Origin of the sequence: Blautia hominis, from assembly GCA_002270465.1 — a bacterium.
GTDB lineage: Bacteria > Bacillota > Clostridia > Lachnospirales > Lachnospiraceae > Blautia > Blautia hominis.
The window spans coordinates 52,022-68,788 of the sequence record NQOF01000002.1; the positions used below are offsets into that span (position 1 = coordinate 52,022).

Annotated in this window: 16 protein-coding genes; all 16 read left to right on the top strand. The window is 49.5% G+C overall.

Annotated features, from left to right (window positions below; all coding sequences use genetic code 11):
• Positions 1-13: 13 nt before the first annotated feature.
• Positions 14-1,219, top strand: coding sequence for a 2-hydroxyacyl-CoA dehydratase family protein (locus tag CI595_RS06280; RefSeq protein WP_095172454.1), 1,206 nt, complete (start codon positions 14-16; stop codon positions 1,217-1,219).
• Positions 1,212-2,858, top strand: coding sequence for a 2-hydroxyacyl-CoA dehydratase family protein (locus CI595_RS06285; RefSeq protein ID WP_095172455.1), 1,647 nt, complete (start codon positions 1,212-1,214; stop codon positions 2,856-2,858). Before CI595_RS06280 ends, CI595_RS06285 begins: the two co-directional genes overlap by 8 nt.
• Before the next feature lie 27 nt (positions 2,859-2,885).
• The gene (locus CI595_RS06290; protein WP_095172456.1) at positions 2,886-3,680 is read left to right on the top strand and encodes an acyl-CoA dehydratase activase; all 795 of its coding nucleotides are present in this window, start codon (positions 2,886-2,888) and stop codon (positions 3,678-3,680) included.
• A 13-nt stretch (positions 3,681-3,693) separates the two neighbouring features.
• Complete coding sequence (locus tag CI595_RS06295; protein WP_095172457.1) at positions 3,694-3,894, top strand: hypothetical protein; 201 nt, start codon at positions 3,694-3,696, stop codon at positions 3,892-3,894.
• The gene (locus CI595_RS06300; protein WP_095172458.1) at positions 3,894-4,607 is read left to right on the top strand and encodes a hypothetical protein; all 714 of its coding nucleotides are present in this window, start codon (positions 3,894-3,896) and stop codon (positions 4,605-4,607) included. The genes CI595_RS06295 and CI595_RS06300 overlap by 1 nt, the downstream gene beginning before the upstream one ends.
• Complete coding sequence (locus CI595_RS06305; RefSeq protein WP_243135114.1) at positions 4,604-6,886, top strand: oxidoreductase; 2,283 nt, start codon at positions 4,604-4,606, stop codon at positions 6,884-6,886. The genes CI595_RS06300 and CI595_RS06305 overlap by 4 nt, the downstream gene beginning before the upstream one ends.
• Positions 6,887-7,595: 709 nt before the next feature.
• On the top strand, positions 7,596-7,976 hold the full coding sequence (locus CI595_RS06315) for an Asp23/Gls24 family envelope stress response protein (RefSeq protein WP_095172461.1): 381 nt from the start codon (positions 7,596-7,598) through the stop codon (positions 7,974-7,976).
• 146 nt (positions 7,977-8,122) lie between these two features.
• Entirely contained in the window at positions 8,123-8,530 is a 408-nt protein-coding gene (gene nusB / locus CI595_RS06320) for a transcription antitermination factor NusB (RefSeq protein ID WP_095172462.1), read from the top strand.
• Entirely contained in the window at positions 8,527-9,822 is a 1,296-nt protein-coding gene (gene xseA / locus CI595_RS06325) for an exodeoxyribonuclease VII large subunit (protein WP_243135115.1), read from the top strand. Before nusB ends, xseA begins: the two co-directional genes overlap by 4 nt.
• Positions 9,823-9,844: 22 nt before the next feature.
• Positions 9,845-10,066: an exodeoxyribonuclease VII small subunit gene (gene xseB, locus CI595_RS06330; RefSeq protein WP_095172463.1), complete on the top strand. Its 222-nt coding sequence runs from the start codon at positions 9,845-9,847 to the stop codon at positions 10,064-10,066.
• Positions 10,056-10,958, top strand: a complete 903-nt coding sequence (locus CI595_RS06335) for a polyprenyl synthetase family protein (RefSeq protein ID WP_095172464.1) — start codon at positions 10,056-10,058, stop codon at positions 10,956-10,958. Before xseB ends, CI595_RS06335 begins: the two co-directional genes overlap by 11 nt.
• Before the next feature lie 14 nt (positions 10,959-10,972).
• Positions 10,973-12,835 (top strand): 1-deoxy-D-xylulose-5-phosphate synthase, encoded by a 1,863-nt coding sequence (gene dxs / locus CI595_RS06340; protein ID WP_095172465.1) that lies wholly within the window; start codon positions 10,973-10,975, stop codon positions 12,833-12,835.
• On the top strand, positions 12,832-13,641 hold the full coding sequence (locus CI595_RS06345; protein ID WP_095172466.1) for a TlyA family RNA methyltransferase: 810 nt from the start codon (positions 12,832-12,834) through the stop codon (positions 13,639-13,641). The genes dxs and CI595_RS06345 overlap by 4 nt, the downstream gene beginning before the upstream one ends.
• Before the next feature lie 4 nt (positions 13,642-13,645).
• Positions 13,646-14,506, top strand: a complete 861-nt coding sequence (locus tag CI595_RS06350; RefSeq protein ID WP_095172467.1) for an NAD(+)/NADH kinase — start codon at positions 13,646-13,648, stop codon at positions 14,504-14,506.
• Between the two features lie 92 nt (positions 14,507-14,598).
• A complete protein-coding gene (gene argR / locus CI595_RS06355; protein ID WP_095172468.1) occupies positions 14,599-15,069 on the top strand; it encodes an arginine repressor in 471 nt (156 codons plus the stop codon).
• 5 nt (positions 15,070-15,074) lie between these two features.
• On the top strand, positions 15,075-16,760 hold the full coding sequence (gene recN / locus CI595_RS06360) for a DNA repair protein RecN (RefSeq protein WP_095172469.1): 1,686 nt from the start codon (positions 15,075-15,077) through the stop codon (positions 16,758-16,760).
• Positions 16,761-16,767 lie beyond the last annotated feature (7 nt).

A 16,767-nucleotide genomic window follows, 5' to 3' on the forward strand; every position in this document is an offset into this window, starting at 1 on the left:
AGGTGTGAACCGGGTGAAAGATTTAAAGCACTTGTTTTACTTTGAAAATCTGCTTCAGGAGGCAAACAATGAGCTGGTGCAGCAGGCAAAGAAGGAAGGAAAACTGGCCATTGGATACACCTGTTTCCATATGCCGGAGGTCCTGCTCAATGTGGACAATTGTTTTTCCCTCAGGATGAGGGCACCCAGGACAGGTTCCCTGGAAATTGCCACATATTATATGTCCAACTATACCTGTGAATATTGCCGTGCTCTTTTGGAGCGGGCAGTGGAGGGCGGCTACAATTTTCTGGACGGTATTGCCGGAGTGGACGCCTGTGCCCAGATGAACCGTTCCATGGAAAATATTTTGGTGCAGAAACTGATACCGGGGGATAAATTTTTTATGTCCCATGTGGATGTGCCCTATAAAGTCACAGAACACGGGGTGGAACACCAGGCAGAGCAGATTCGGACGAAAGTGTTTCAGAAGCTGGAAGAAAATTACGGGGTGGACACCTCGGACGAGGCCATAAGGAAAGCCGTGGAAGAACACAATGAAATCTGCCGCATCATTACTGAGATGGGAGAATACCGCAAGGAGGATAACCCGCGCATCACCGGATATGAATTCCATATCCTGAACCTGGTAACCTATGTATGTCCCAAATATCTGATCCTGGAAAAACTGCGGGAGACTCTGGAGGAGATAAAGAACAGGGAACCGGATGAAAAAAAGAACTACCGGGCCAGGGTTGTCATGGCGGGAAGTGAGATTGACGATCCTGATTTTACGAAGCTGGTGGAGGAGGCGGGTGCCCTTGTGGTGGCAGACCGTTTCTGCTTTGGCTCTTTCCCGGGAAGACAGGAGATACAGCTTGGAAATGAGGAGGACGCACTGAAGGCCGTGTGCCGCAGATACATGGAGGACAGCCAGTGCGCCCGTTATATGAGCCATGAAAAGATCCAGGCAAGGCGGGATTTTGTGAGAAAGCTTTACGAGGATTACCATGCGGACGGTATCATTTACGAACAGTTAAAATTCTGTGACTACTGGGGATATGAAAGAGCGCTGGTCAGCCATATTATGCAGGAGGAATACCAACTTCCGGTATTGTCTGTGGACCGTCCTTACCGGGCAGGTTCCTCAGGGCAGATGCGCACCAGAATCCAGGCTTTTGTGGAACGGATGGAAATTAAAAAAATCCAGAACCAGAGAGGAGGCACCCTCCATGGATAAAAAGATCGAAGAACTGCTGGAAAAAGGAAAAGAAATAAAAAACCAGGGGCAGGATATCCTGAAAAAGGAGAGAAAAACCGTCTCCAGGGCATTCCAGGCATGGAAGGATATGGACCATCACAAGGGGGATGTCCATACCGGTGAGCTGACCACTGCATTCAGGGAGTGGAGGGGCGTTAAGGACACTGCCTACGATTTTGCCAAATGGCTGCAGGTGTGGGGAGATATGAGCCTCATGATCATGAAAAATCCCGTAGGTTCTGTAAAAGGATTGTGGAAATACAGATGGTTCAGTTCGTATCTGCAGACGCCCATGTTTATTGATGCCCAGCTCACAGGCCTGCGGGGCCCCCAGCTCCGTATTGCCAGGGAGCACATGAGGATGATCGTGCGGTTCTGTACCCGCCTTCTGGAAAATACCTTCAAGGCAGACGAAAATCTGAATGGCCCCAATGCCCTCAGTGACAAGATCGTACTTTTTGATGAGATGATGCCCATACATATCATGGCAGGTTTTCCAAATCTGATAGGTATGCCCTCCCAGATGGCGCCTGTGTATATCACCTCCCTTCTGGACCAGCAGATGCAGGTCCACTATCTGGACGAGACAGAAAATTACGGGCTTCCGGCAGATGTGTGTCCTCTGCCCTCCGCGGAGGCCGGGTGTGGGATCGCCGGGGATTATCCGGTATTTGGAAAATGCTACATAACCAGCAGTATGCCCTGTGACGGAAGCGTCATGACGAATATCTTCCAGGACAGATACTTTAAGCTGCCCACCTATCCCCTTACCCTTCCGGTGCGTTACCTGGATGAACAGGCAGTGGACTACGCGGTGGAAGAAATAAAGGGTATGATCCGCTTTATTGAGGAGAACACCGGGGAGACATTTGATTGGGACGCTTACTTTGAAGCAATGGAAAGATACAATCGGGAGACGGAATATGAACAGGAGAAGTGGGATGTAAACCAGACTGCATATCCCCAGATTACAGGCTCCATCCTGGCTATATACCGGGAATTAAGCTACATGGCAGACGCAGGCCGGGATCCCAGATTCCTGAAAACAGATGAGAGAGTAAACAAGATCATGATGAAGGCCTACCGGGAGAAGAATCCATGTGCAAAAGAGATGCGGCACCGGGCCGTGGTCTGGTCCTGTCCGGCACATTATTACGCCAACTTCGGAAACTGGGCGGAGCAGTGCTGGGGCATTGACGTGCTTATTGATATGGAGAGCATGATGTCCATGAAGTTTATCGACACAGAGGACAAGGAGGAATCCCTGAAGGATATTGCGTGGACATATGAGCGCATGGCAATGAGAAAACATACAAACGGCGGGTATGCCAATGTGCTGGACGAACTCTGGAAAGTCTGTGAGCAGTTCCATGCGGACATGGTCATTATGTACAGCCATATTTCCTGCAAGACTATGGCAGGGCTTCAGGGATTGTTTGATGACCAGGCAAGGGAACGGGGAATCCGTTTTATCTGGGTGGAGCACGATTTGATGGACCCCAGAACGGTTTCCAGGCGGCATATGAGAGAGTCCGTGAACCGCTACATGCGTACGGTTATGCATGAGGAACCCGTGGACCCGTCTCTGGAAGACTTTGACGATGAGAAAGAATGGTAGATACCCGGGAGAAGGAGGTTGCAGGCAATGAAAAAATATTATGGCGGATGTGACGTGGGCTCCACCTATACCAAATGCGTGATTCTGGATGAAGAGGGAAATATAGCTGCCCACACAACAATAAAAAGTAAGATCAATCCATCGGAAAGCTCCGTGATCGCCATGGATGAAACCGTAAAACAGGTGGAGGAGCTGAACAGCCCCAAAGACCTGGCCTATCTGATCGGAACCGGATATGGCAGGAACAAGGTACCCTTTGCGGATGAAAATATTTCAGAGATAAGCTGCCATGCCATGGGCGTCCATGTGACAAACCCGGAGGTGAGCGCCATCATTGATATCGGCGGTCAGGATGTGAAAGGAATCGCCATAGATAAAGACGGAACCGTTAAAAATTTTGCCATGAATGACAAATGTGCAGCCGGGACCGGACGCTTTTTTGAGACCATGGCAAATGCTTTTGAAATGTCCCTGGAGGATTTTTCAAACCTGTCTTTAAGCGCAAAAAATGTGATACCCATCACGGCCCAGTGTACCGTGTTCGCGGAGAGCGAAGTCATTACCCTGGTAGGCGAGGGAAAGGCCAGGGATGAGATCGCAGCCGGGATCGAGCTGGCAGTGGCAAAGAGATGTTTTGTCATGGCAAAAAAAGCCGGTGTTACGGACAGGATCACGCTGACCGGAGGCTGTGCCAAAAATGCAGGGCTGAAAAAGGCCATCGAACATGTCCTGAAAGTAAAAGTGATCGACCTGGACGTGGACCCGCAGCTTATGGGAGCGCTGGGAGCAGCGGAATATGCCCGCCAGAAAGGAAGAAGGTAAAGGAGGAAGTCCTATGAAGAAAGAGTGCTGTGTAAAAACATGCTGTATCAAAAAACACGGATGCATCCTGAAAAAGGTACTGGCAGTGAGTACCGTCGCAGCTGTCCTGCTGTTTATCATATACATATTCAATCTGGATGTGAAGCTGATCGGTTTTGTCTACAAGCTGCTGGGAAAGCATTATGACGATATGGACAGGGAGAGAAAACTTTAATGGAGATACAGGACCGGATCATTCGGGACACCCGTTTCCTGCTGCGGGATATCCCGTCCGCCTGTTTTCCCTATGACGCAGAAAACTGTGCACCGGCCAGGAAGGAGAGCCAGGTACTGCTCCAAAAAGAGACGGCCTTTGAGCTTGGGGGAAGGGAGAAAAAGAGTGCGGCATACACCTGCATCTCCTCCACGCCCGGTATTGTAGGGCAAAGCGCCACCCTGGTCTACGGTCCCGATCTGGGGCAGATAAAAGGCCCCCTCTCCTATGCCAGGATCACTTTTGCGGAGACCGGGGATATAGGGGAAGACGACAGGGCATATCACATCTGTAAAGATATTGACCTGATAAAATACAGCGTCTACCCGGAAGGTTTTATGGTGAGGGCCTCCTCCATGGAGGTGCGGGAACAGGTACGTGTGGGAAAAAAGGCTGTGAAGGACGGGCTTACCTTTGCGCAGACAGGAAATCTGTTTATCAGAAACTATTTGGAATACCCCGGTGTAAAAGCCGTGCAGGTCCTTTTCATAACCGGGGATACCGTAGATTTCAAAGCACTGGATCAGCTTGCCAAAAAGAATAAAATGATAACAAAAGCACTGAATAAGATCATGGAAAAGGCAGATAAAGAGTGCAGCACCTGCGGATTAAAAGAAATCTGCGATGAGGTGGAGGGGCTTCGGAAGATGCATTTCCAGAACAGAGAGAGGTGACACATTTGAAAACAGATAAAATCGTTCAGAAGCTGGTTGACAGCTACGGCAATTGGGTACAGGAGGAGAAAGAAAACTGTCCGGGGCACACGGCTGTCATGAGCAAAGAGCTGTATCCCTATGACGCAGTCTTTTCACCCATACGGGTCAACCGTATCACCCTGAAAAACAGGGTGGTCATGGCGCCCATGGGCAATCTGAATATGTGTGAGGAAAACGGACGGCCAAATGACAAGATGCTTCAGTATTTCTTTGCCAGGGCAAAAGGAGGGACCGGCCTTCTCACAACCGGGCTGATCCCTATCAGCCATGGCATTGACAATACGGTTACCGAGCCTGGAAAATTAAGCTTTTTCCCTAGGATTGACAGAAGCAGGACCGTTTTCTCCGGATGGCGGGATTTGGCACAGGGAGTACATGCATATGGAAGCCGGATCTTTATTCAGCTTACCCCCGGACTTGGAAGGGTGGGACCGCCCCAGTGCGTGATCAATGAGATGAAGCTGCCCTGTTCCGCATCCCTGAATCCCAATTTCTATATTCCGGAGCTGCCCTGTCTGCCGCTCACCGACCTGGCGCTTCACAAGATCATTAAAAATGGCGGCCAGGCTGCCTCAGACGCAAAGACGGCAGGTCTTGACGGCGTCTATCTCCACGGGCATGAGGGCTATCTTCTGGACCAGCTCACAAACCCGGCGTTCAACCGGAGAAAAGCAGGAAGATATGCGTACTGGCAGAATTTTGGCCTGGACCTGGTACGGGAGATCAGAAAACGTGTGGGGGACAGCTACCCGATCATGTACAGGATCGACCTATCCCTGGCCCTCAATGAGACTTACAAAGAGCGGATGGAGACGGTGAGATCCTTAAAGAAATTTACAAACGGCAGAACCATCTATGACACGCTGCGCTATATGGAAAACCTGGTAAAAGCAGGTGTGGACATGTTTGATGTGGATTTGGGCTGCTATGACAACTGGTGGCTGCCCCATCCCCCGGCAGGAATGCCTGCAGGCTGCTTCCTGGATATTTCCAGGATCGCAAAAAAATATTTCAAGACCAGGGAAGTGAGATCCAATGCCGGTCTGGAGGTGCCCATTGTGGCAGTGGGAAAACTGGGATACCCGGATTTGGCGGAGAAAGCCATCCGAGACGGCATGTGCGACCTTGTCATGCTGGGACGTCCCCTTCTGGCTGATCCGGACTGGTGTAAAAAGGCATATGCCGGAGAGGTGGAGCGGATCCGTCCCTGCATCGGATGTCAGGAAGGCTGCATCAATGAGTTTGTGGAGGGCGGCCATCCCCAGTGTGCCGTGAATCCCAGAACCGGATTCGAGGATGTGATCCCCGAGACACTGCCAAGAGCTGAACAGAAAAAGAAGATCGCTGTTGTGGGTGCAGGCCCCTCGGGCATGCAGTTTGCCCTGACCGCGTCAGCCCGCGGACACCAGGTGACTCTCATCGAGCGGGAAAAAGAGCTTGGAGGCAAGGTTGTGCCGGGCAGCAGGCCTAAGATTAAATTTGATTTTAAGAACTATCTGGAATATCTCATCAGAGAAGTCCGTCTGGCAGAGAAAAAAGGCAGTCTTACAGTGTCCACCGGAGTGGAGGCAGATACCTCCTGGCTGAAAGAACAGAACTTTGACGCCATTGTCTACAATATCGGAACCACCAGTGTGGTGCCAAAAATTCCGGGAGTGGACCGGGCACACTGGGTGCAGGCCACAGACCTTCTGGTCGATCCGGGAAAGCTGGGAGAGGCAAAGAAAACCGTAGTCATTGGCGGCGGTGTTGTGGGATGCGAGACGGCATACTGGCTTAAATATGAGAAAGGCTGTGATGTGACGGTGGTAGAGATGCTGCCCTACATTATGAGCGGTGCGTGTACAGCCAACCGCTATCATCTGATCCATTATATGGAAAAGGCCGGTGTCAGGCTTCTCAATTGTGCGAAGGTTACAGGGTTTACAGGGAGCGGAGTCCAGATAGAAAAAAACATCTCAAAAGGCGTACCGGACCCATACAATACCTGGCAGCCCCAGCTTCCCGAGAATATTGCCAATCCACTGGCTAAAAAGATCGGCCCGGAGACAGAGGCTAGGGAGCTTGCCGCTGATCTGGTTGTATTTGCAATGGGCGGAAGGCCGGATGACAGCTTGTATCTGGAGGGGCTTAGAATGCATGCGGCGAAAGAGATGTATAATATTGGTGACAGCTTCTCAGGCGGAAGAGTGCTGGAGGCGGCACGGGCGGCTTATCGTTTGGGGAGGGATATTTAAAGAGAGTGGCTGGTAGGGGGACGGGTTGGAGGGGGAGGCTGCTGTCCTCTTCCGGCAGCCAGCTCCGTTCCCCTTCAACTAATCGCTAACTGCGGCTAAGACGCTCAGCAAAGGCTTCGCGCCAAGTCTCCGTAAGCGATGGATTTTCAGGCTCTCTACCGCAATGTCTCCCGGAAGAGGACAGCAGCCTCCCCCTCCAACCCTGGTGTTCTCTGCCGGAAGATAATAAGAGAATGGCCATACGATAATTTGATAAAAAACAAATATGCACCTCATATGGTTACGGCGTTGTTGTACATGATTTCATCTTATAAGGATATGAGCAAGAATAGAAAAAGCCACAAAAACTGTGGCTAATGAAAAACAGGAAGCGGATGGGGGCGGGGCGGGGTGGGATAAACTTTGAGCGATGTTTCGTGGAGCGCCGCGGAGATCCACCTGCCCCAGTTACTTAATGAAGAGGCCATTGCCGATGAATTTAGGAACTGGGAGCAGGTTAGCTCCGTGGCAGCGGAACGCTTCGCTCAAAGTTTATCCCACCCCCCCCCGCCCCCATCCGCTTCCGTCCGCCTTCTATCCGCCTTCCATCCGCCCTTGATACCATATGATTTTCCGGCATTGATTTTCCAGCATAAAAATTTCTCTTTTAATTTTCATAGGAATTTGGTATAATAACAACCAGGAGATTTTCCTATAGGAGGTTGAAACTATGGCGGAAGACAGAAATATTTATAAGATACATGATAACGGTTCGCTGGGTGAAGTGCAGATTGCTGACGAAGTAGTCGCTATCATCGCAGGACTGGCTGCTACAGAAGTTGACGGTGTTGGCTCCATGGCAGGAAATATCACCAATGAACTGGTAGGTAAGCTGGGCATGAAAAACCTTTCCAAGGGTGTCAAAGTGGACGTGCTTGAGGATGTTGTCTGTGTAGATTTAGCCCTGAATATTGAATATGGTTTCAATATCCTGGAAACCAGCAAAAAGGTGCAGGAGAGAGTAAAATCTGCGATTGAAAATATGACAGGTCTGAATGTTTCCGATGTAAATGTGCGGATTGCCAGTGTGGAGATGGAAAAGACCAAATAAGGTGAAAAACCCTTCAGTACCCTGACAAGTGAAGCACAGCATTTTGAAGTAAAAATGAAAAGGTGTCTTTTACAAAAAGGGCACCTTTTCTTTATAGAAGATTAGAGCGAGTCTGAAATGATTACAAACACAAACGGAGGATAACCATGGGTAGAAGAGAAATGAGGGAGCATATTTTTAAGCTCCTGTTTTTAAGAGAATTTAATCCGTCAGAGGAGATGCCGGATCAGATTCGGATGTATTTTGAATCCCTAGAGGAACTGGCTCCCATAAACGAAGCCTATATGCAAAACAAATACGAGAAGATTCTGGAACATCTGGATGAGATTGACGGCACATTGAACCTGGCGTCCTCCGGATGGAAAGTGAGCCGCATGAGCAAGGTGGATGTGAATATCCTGCGCCTTGCGGTCTATGAAATGAAATACGATGAGGATGTGCCTGTGAAGGTGGCGATCAATGAGGCAGTAGAGCTGGCAAAAAAATTCGGCGGCGATGATTCCTCCTCTTTTGTAAACGGTATTTTAGGAAAGATTGCCAAGGAGCTGTCATGAACAGCGTCTACTCCGTAGGACAGGTGAACACCTACATTAAAAATATGTTCATGCAGGACTTCCTTTTAAATAAAATTTATATAAAAGGGGAAGTATCCAATTGTAAGTACCATACTTCCGGCCATATTTATTTTTCCCTGAAGGATGAGACAGGAGCTATGGCCTGTGTAATGTTTGCAGGAGCCAGAAAAGGCCTGGCCTTCCAGATGAAAAACGGGGACAAGGTAATTGTGGGCGGCAGTGTGAATGTATACGAAAGAGACGGCAAATACCAGCTCTATGCAAAAGAGATCACCCTGGAAGGGGCTGGCCTTTTATATGAGCGCTACCTGGCTCTGAAACGTGAGCTGGAGGAGATGGGTATGTTTGCCCAGGATTATAAACAGACCATACCGAAGCATATCCGTACCCTGGGCGTGGTCACCGCTCCCACAGGGGCAGCCGTGCAGGATATACGGAATGTGGCAGGCAGAAGAAATCCATACGTGCAGATCATCCTTTACCCTGCACTTGTACAGGGGGAAGGCGCCAAAGAAAGCATTGTAAAGGGGATCCGGATGCTGGACCACTATGGCGTGGATGTGATGATCGTGGGAAGAGGCGGCGGTTCCATTGAGGATTTGTGGGCTTTTAATGAGGAGGAAGTGGCGCGTGCCATTTTCAACTGTAAGACGCCTGTGATCTCAGCCGTTGGGCATGAGACAGACACCACCATTGCGGACTATGTGGCAGATCTGCGGGCCCCCACGCCTTCTGCGGCGGCAGAGCTGGCGGTTGGCGATGTGCGTATTTTGTTAAAAACTTTTGAGGATTACCGGGAGAAACTTTCCAGAAGTGTGGAGAACAAGGCTCTGCTTCTTCGGCAGCATCTGCGTCTCTATCAGAATAAACTGCGTTTTTTAAGTCCCGAGAACCAGATTCGGGAAAAACGCCAGCATCTGATGGATCTGGAGGATAAGATGGAGGCTGCCATGAAGAATCAGATCTATATGGCAAGAAGAAGTCTGGATATTTACATTGAGAGGATGAAGGGATTGTCTCCCCTTGAAAAGCTGAATCAGGGATTTTCCTATGTGGAAGATATAAGACACCATGCAGTGACCAGCATAGCGCAGGTAAAGGTGGACGATACTCTGCATATACAGGTCAGCGACGGATGTATATCTGCGGATGTGACATATACGCAGGCTTTGGGCAGAGTTGACCGGGGTGGCTGTGAGAAAGAGCTGCACGCTTGTGCCGCAGGAAAGCCGAAGGAAGATGGTAAATGTGAAACAGACGATACAGAGTAAAAACCGGGAAGAGGTGTGATATTTGGCAGCGAAAAAAGAAGCAGAAGAAAAGACAATCGAAGAATCCTTAAAAGAACTGGACACCATTGTGGAAAAGCTGGAGAGCAGGGAGATTTCCCTGGAGGACTCCTTTACCATGTACCAGCAGGGGATGGAGCTTTTAAAACAGTGCAGCGGCAAAATTGATACTGTGGAAAAAAAGATGCTCAAGATGAATGAGAATGGTGAATTAAGTGAATTTTAAAGAAGAATTACAGAAGAGGACGTATCTGGCTGAACAGGTCATCCGAAAATACCTGCCGGAGGAGTCCGGGTTTTCTAAAAATATGGCTGAGGCAGTGAACTACAGTATGCTGGCAGGGGGAAAGCGCCTGCGTCCTGTTTTTATGTATGAGACATACCGCATGTTCGGAGGCAGGGAGGAACTTGTGGAACCTTTTATGGCAGCTATGGAGATGGTGCATACGCACTCACTGATCCATGATGACCTTCCTGCCCTTGACAATGACGAGTACCGCAGGGGACGAAAAACCACACATGTGGTATACGGGGAATCAGCAGCCATACTGGCAGGGGATGCCCTGCTGAATTATGCCTATGAGACGGCATTTGCCGCTTTTGATATGACCTGCGCATGCGGGGCGCCTATGCAGACCAGAATCGCTCAGGCTCTTAAGATACTGGGCAGAAAAACCGGTATACACGGAATGCTGGGCGGTCAGGGCGTGGACGTGGAAAACGACGGAAAACCCCTTACCAGGGAAATGCTTGACTATATATATGAGAATAAGACATCAGCGCTAATTGAGTGCGCCATGATGATCGGCGCAGTGCTTGCAGGGGCATCCAAAGAGGACGCAGAAAAAATTGAACAGGCGGCAGGCCGTATCGGCATTGCCTTCCAGATCCGGGACGATATCCTGGATGTGACGGGCAGCACGAAAGAGCTTGGAAAAGCTGTGGGCAGCGATGAGAAAAACAACAAGACCACCTATGTGACCCTGGAAGGAATCGAAAAAGCGGGAGAGAAGGTCAGAATTCTGACAGAGGAAGCCATTGGGCTTTTGCAGGAGCTGCCCGGAGAAAAAGAGTTTCTCACAGAATTGCTGATCTCACTTTGCACCCGCAGAAAATAGAGGTGCAGTAAGAAATGCTGTTAGAGCAGATAAAAAAAGAAAATGATATCAAGAGGATCCCCCCTGAGAATTTCCCGCAGCTTGCACAGGAGATCAGGGAATTCCTGCTGGAGCATTTAAGCAGGACAGGGGGGCATCTTGCTTCCAATCTGGGAGCTGTGGAGCTGACGATGGCTCTGCACTATGTCTTTGATTTGCCCAAAGATAAGATTATCTGGGATGTGGGGCATCAGTCCTATACCCATAAGATCCTGACCGGGCGGAAAGAAGGCTTTGACGAACTTAGAAAATTCGGCGGACTGAGCGGATTCCCCAAAAGGTCGGAGAGCTCATGTGACGCTTATGATACAGGACACAGCTCCACTTCCATTTCTGCGGGGGTGGGGTATGTCAGCGCGCGGGATCTGTCAAATGAGGACTACCGGGTAGTCTCCGTCATAGGAGACGGTGCCCTGACAGGCGGTCTGGCTTATGAAGCCCTCAACAACGCAGCGCAGTTAAAAAAGAATTTTATCATTGTACTCAATGACAATAAAATGTCCATTTCCGAAAATGTGGGAGGTATTTCCCAGTACCTGAGTAATCTGCGCACAGCAGACTCCTACACAGGGCTGAAGACGGAAGTAAAGCGCACGCTGAACAAGGTGCCCGGCATAGGACCTGCCATGGTGCATAGGATCCACAAGACAAAGGACAGTATCAAACAACTGATCATTCCGGGCATGTTTTTTGAGGACATGGGGATCAAATACCTGGGACCCATCAGTGGTCATGACTGCGGCCGTATGATCCAGGTGCTCAATGAAGCCAGGAAGGTGGAAGGCCCGGTGCTGGTCCATGTGCTTACAGAGAAGGGCAGGGGATACGAACCTGCCATGCGCCATCCGGCCAGATTTCACGGAACAGCCGCGTTTGACCTGGAACATGGGATTCCCCTGGCTAACAGCGGGAAGGCCAATTACACGGATATTTTTTCCACAGTCATGAGAAAATTCGGCGACAGGGAAAAAAAGGTGGTAGCTGTCACAGCAGCCATGCCGGACGGAACAGGGCTGAAACGGTTCCGCAATATGTTCCCGGATCGCTTTTTTGATGTGGGTATCGCGGAGGAACACGCCGTGACCTTTGCGGCAGGTCTTGCCTTGGGTGGGATGATCCCCGTGGTAGCAGTCTACTCCTCTTTTCTGCAAAGAGCCATGGACCAGGTGATCGAGGATGTCTGTCTCCAGAATCTGCATGTGATATTTGCCGTGGACCGGGCAGGCATTGTGGGAAGTGACGGGGAGACCCATCAGGGATGCTTTGATTTATCCTACCTGTCTATGATTCCCAACATGACGGTCATGGCTCCGAAAAATAAATGGGAGCTTTCCGATATGATGAAGTTTGCGGTGCGCCACAACGGTCCCATTGCAGTCCGCTATCCGCGGGGCGCGGCCTATGACGGCCTGGAAGAGTACAGGGAACCAATGGTGTACGGTAAGAGTGAGATGATCTATAAGGGAAAGGACATTGCACTGCTTCCGGTGGGGAGTATGGTAAAGACTGCGGAGGAAGTATACCATTTGCTGAAAGAGGAAGAGAAAGATCCAACACTGGTAAATGCCAGGTTCGTAAAACCTCTGGATACAAAAATGCTGGACAGCCTGGCTGATGACCACAAGATGCTTGTGACCATGGAGGAAAATGTAAGATCCGGAGGCTTCGGCAGCGCCGTGCTGGCCTATATGCATGAGAGGCATCCTCAGGTACGTGTGGAGATTGTGGCAGTTCCGGATGCGTTTATTTCCCACGGCAGCCCGGATGTGCTGAAAAAAGAAGTGGGTATTGATGCTCTGTCCATATATAAGAAGATCAAGGAGGCATACAAAGGATGAAAGAGCGTCTGGATGTGATGCTGGTAAAACAAGGGCTTGCACCGTCAAGAGAGAAGGCCAAGGCCATAATTATGTCAGGCAATGTCTATGTGGACAATCAGAAAGAAGATAAGGCAGGCTCCATGTTTGCCGATACCGTAAAGCTGGAGGTAAGGGGCAGTACGCTGAAGTATGTAAGCCGCGGCGGACTGAAGCTGGAGAAGGCTATGGAGCGTTTCGGCGTGACCCTGGAAGGCAAAGTGTGCATGGACGTAGGTTCTTCCACAGGAGGGTTTACGGACTGTATGCTTCAGAACGGAGCTGTGAAAGTCTACGCCATTGACGTGGGACACGGACAGCTTGACTGGAAGCTTAGAAATGATGAGCGGGTGGTCTGCATGGAACGGACCAATATCCGCTATGTGGTGCCAAAGGACCTGGGGGAGCGCGCGGGTTTTTCCTCCATAGATGTATCCTTTATCTCCCTGACCAAGGTACTGCTGCCGGTCCGGGAGCTGCTGCTTGAAGGCGGTGAGATTGTCTGCCTGATCAAGCCCCAGTTTGAGGCGGGAAGAGAAAAGGTGGGCAAAAAAGGTGTGGTCAGAGACCCCAAGGTGCATGAAGAAGTGATCGAAAAAGTCATGGAATATGCAAAAAGTATCGGATTTGCTGCTCTGCACCTGGAGTTTTCGCCGATCAAAGGACCGGAAGGCAACATTGAGTACCTTTTGCACTTAAAGAAAAAAGATGGAGAAGAGCCAGCAGAGGATGCCGCTCTGGACGTTCACACAGTGGTAAGCGAGGCGCACAGAGAGCTGGACAAATAGACGAATGGAAAAATTTTTTATCATAGCCAACTGTGAAAAAGACGAGGGACTGAAAATTTCCAAAAAGGCGGAGGCTTATCTCAAGAGCAAGGGAAAAATGTGCACCATCGGGGCAGAGAAATCCTGTGAAAGAGATGCCAATAACCATTATACAGATGCCTCTTCCATTCCGGAAGGGGTGGAATGCGTCATTGTTTTGGGCGGGGACGGTACACTGCTCCATGCAGCCAGGGACGTGGTGGACAGGCAGATCCCTCTTCTGGGTATTAATCTGGGAACCCTGGGATATCTGGCTGAGATCGACCACTCCAATATTGAGTCAGCCCTGAACCACCTGATGTTTGATGAGTATACCATTGAAAAACGGATGATGTTAAGCGGCAGGGTATTCCATGAGGGAGAGCTTGTGGCTAAAGACGTGGCGCTCAATGATATTGTGATCGGGAGAGAAGGCCCTCTGCGTGTCACCCGGTTTCACAATTTTGTAAACGGGGAATTTTTAAACTCCTACACAGCGGACGGCATTATTATTTCCACGGCAACAGGGTCCACAGGATACAGCCTTTCCGCAGGGGGACCCATTGTATCTCCGGAGACCAATATTCTGATCATGACGCCGGTAGCGCCTCATACCCTGAACACCAGAAGCGTGATCTTCCCGGCGGATGACGAGATAACCGTGGAGATCGGTGAGGGCAGGCAGAAAGGTATGGCACGGGCGGTGGCATCCTTTGACGGGGATACCAATGTGATCATGACAACCGGGGACAGGATCGTGATCAGGCGTTCGGTCCGTGATACCCAGATCGTAAAGATCAGCAATATCAGTTTCCTGGAAGTGCTGCGGCGGAAAATGAAGAACTGATAAAATGTTTCGCTGTCTATACGGCTATGGATTGACAGCAGCAGAGTGTTCAAATATATGGAACAAATGAAATTTTATAGAAGGAGGGAACCATGAAGATTGCCAGACATTCAAAGATCATTGATCTGATCAACCAATATGATATTGAGACACAGGAAGAACTGGCTGCAAAACTGCAGGAGGCCGGCTTTGCGGTAACGCAGGCCACCGTATCACGTGATATCCGGGAACTGAAGCTGATGAAGATCGCCAAGCCGGACGGAGGCTCCAGGTATACGGTCATGGGACCCAGGGACAGCCAGAACAGCGAGAAATACATAAGGGTTCTCAAAGATGCTTTTGTATCCATGGAGATGGCACAAAATATTCTGGTGATCAAAACGGTTTCCGGTATGGCAAATGCTGCAGGCGCGGCCCTGGACAATATGAATTACAGCGAAGTGGTGGGCTGTATTGCCGGGGATGATACCATTGCCTGCATCAACAGGAGTACAGATGACACGATCATTTTAATGGATAAGATCAAAAAAATAATCAATGCTTATGAAGAGAGTACAAGGTAAAAAGTATGCTGGTACATTTACATGTAAAAAATCTGGCGCTGATCGACGAGATAGAAGTGGATTTTGCAGAAGGCCTGAATATTCTCACAGGTGAGACAGGCGCCGGTAAATCGGTCCTCATTGGTTCCGTCAATCTGGCATTGGGACAGAAGGCTTCCAAAGAGATGATACGGGACGGCGCGGAATTTGCTTTTGTGGAGCTGGTTTTTGAGGTCAATGAAAAAACAGCGGCACATTTGAAGGCCATGGATATTTTTCCTGAAGATGGGCAGATTATTATCAGCAGGAAAATCACCGGGAGCAGAAGTATCTGCAAGATCAACGGAGAAACCTGTACCGTATCTGTGGTTAAAGAAGCTGCCTCATATCTGCTGGATATCCATGGTCAGCATGAACACCAATCCTTATTATATCCGGAAAAACAAATGGATATTCTGGATGCCTATGGCAGGGAGGATATTTGGCCGGTCAGGGAAAAGACAGCTAAGCTGTACAGAGAATATGCAGATATGAAAAAGGAACTTTCCACCTACCAACTTGACGAGGAACAGCGGAAGCGGGAGATGGATTTTCTTGCATTTGAGATTGGTGAGATTGAGGATGCCCAGTTAAAGGAAGGCGAGGATGAAGCTCTTGAGACAGAGTACCGCCGCCTGATAAACGGTAAAAAGATCACGGAAGCACTGGATGAGATATATGAACAGACCGGATATGAGAGGGATGGAAGCGCGGACAGGATCGGAAGAGCTGTGCGGCGCCTTGCCCAGGTTACGGAATTTGACGAAAATCTTTCCGGGCTGTACGCTTCATTAAGTGATGTGGATGCGCTTTTAAGTGATTTTAACAGGGAACTGTCCTCTTATCTAAATGATTTCTCTTTCTCCCAGGAAGAGTTTTTACAGCTTGAGGAGAGACTGAACTTGGTGAATCATTTAAAGGCAAAATACGGAAAGACCATTTCTGATGTTTTCCTTTATAAAGAAGAGAAAGAAAAAGAACTGGAACGTCTCCGGAACTTTGAACATTACAAGGAGCAGCTGAAACATGAGCTGTCCGGGAAAGCGGAGGCACTCACAAAGAAAAGCGAAGCTCTGACAAGATCCAGAAAAACCTGGGCAGAAAAGCTGGAACGCAAGATAACCCAGGGGCTGAAAGATCTGAATTTTCTGGAAGTGGAATTTCACATTGATTTTGCAAAAAAGGAAGTCTTCACAGAAAACGGTGTGGACCGTATCTGCTTCATGATATCCACCAATCCCGGGGAACCGGTGAAAGATCTGACAAAGGTGGTATCCGGCGGTGAGCTTTCCAGGATCATGCTTGCGATCAAGACCATTCTGGCGGACAAGGACGAGAAGGAGACTCTGATCTTCGATGAGATTGACACGGGGATCAGCGGCAGGACAGCCTGGAAGGTGTCAGAAAAGATGGCGGTCATCGGAAGGCAGCATCAGGTATTGTGCATCACCCATCTGCCTCAGATCGCAGCCCAGGCGGATTTTCATTTTCTGATCGAAAAAAATGTGGAAAATATGGGCACACGGACCAGGATCCAGAAGCTGGGCAGGCAGGAGTCCGTTAGAGAACTTGCAAGGATGCTGGGCGGTGACAGGATCACGGACGCCGTTTTATCCAATGCTTCTGAAATGAAAGATTTGGCACGTCAACAAAAAAATACAAGATTGAAATAGATGAATC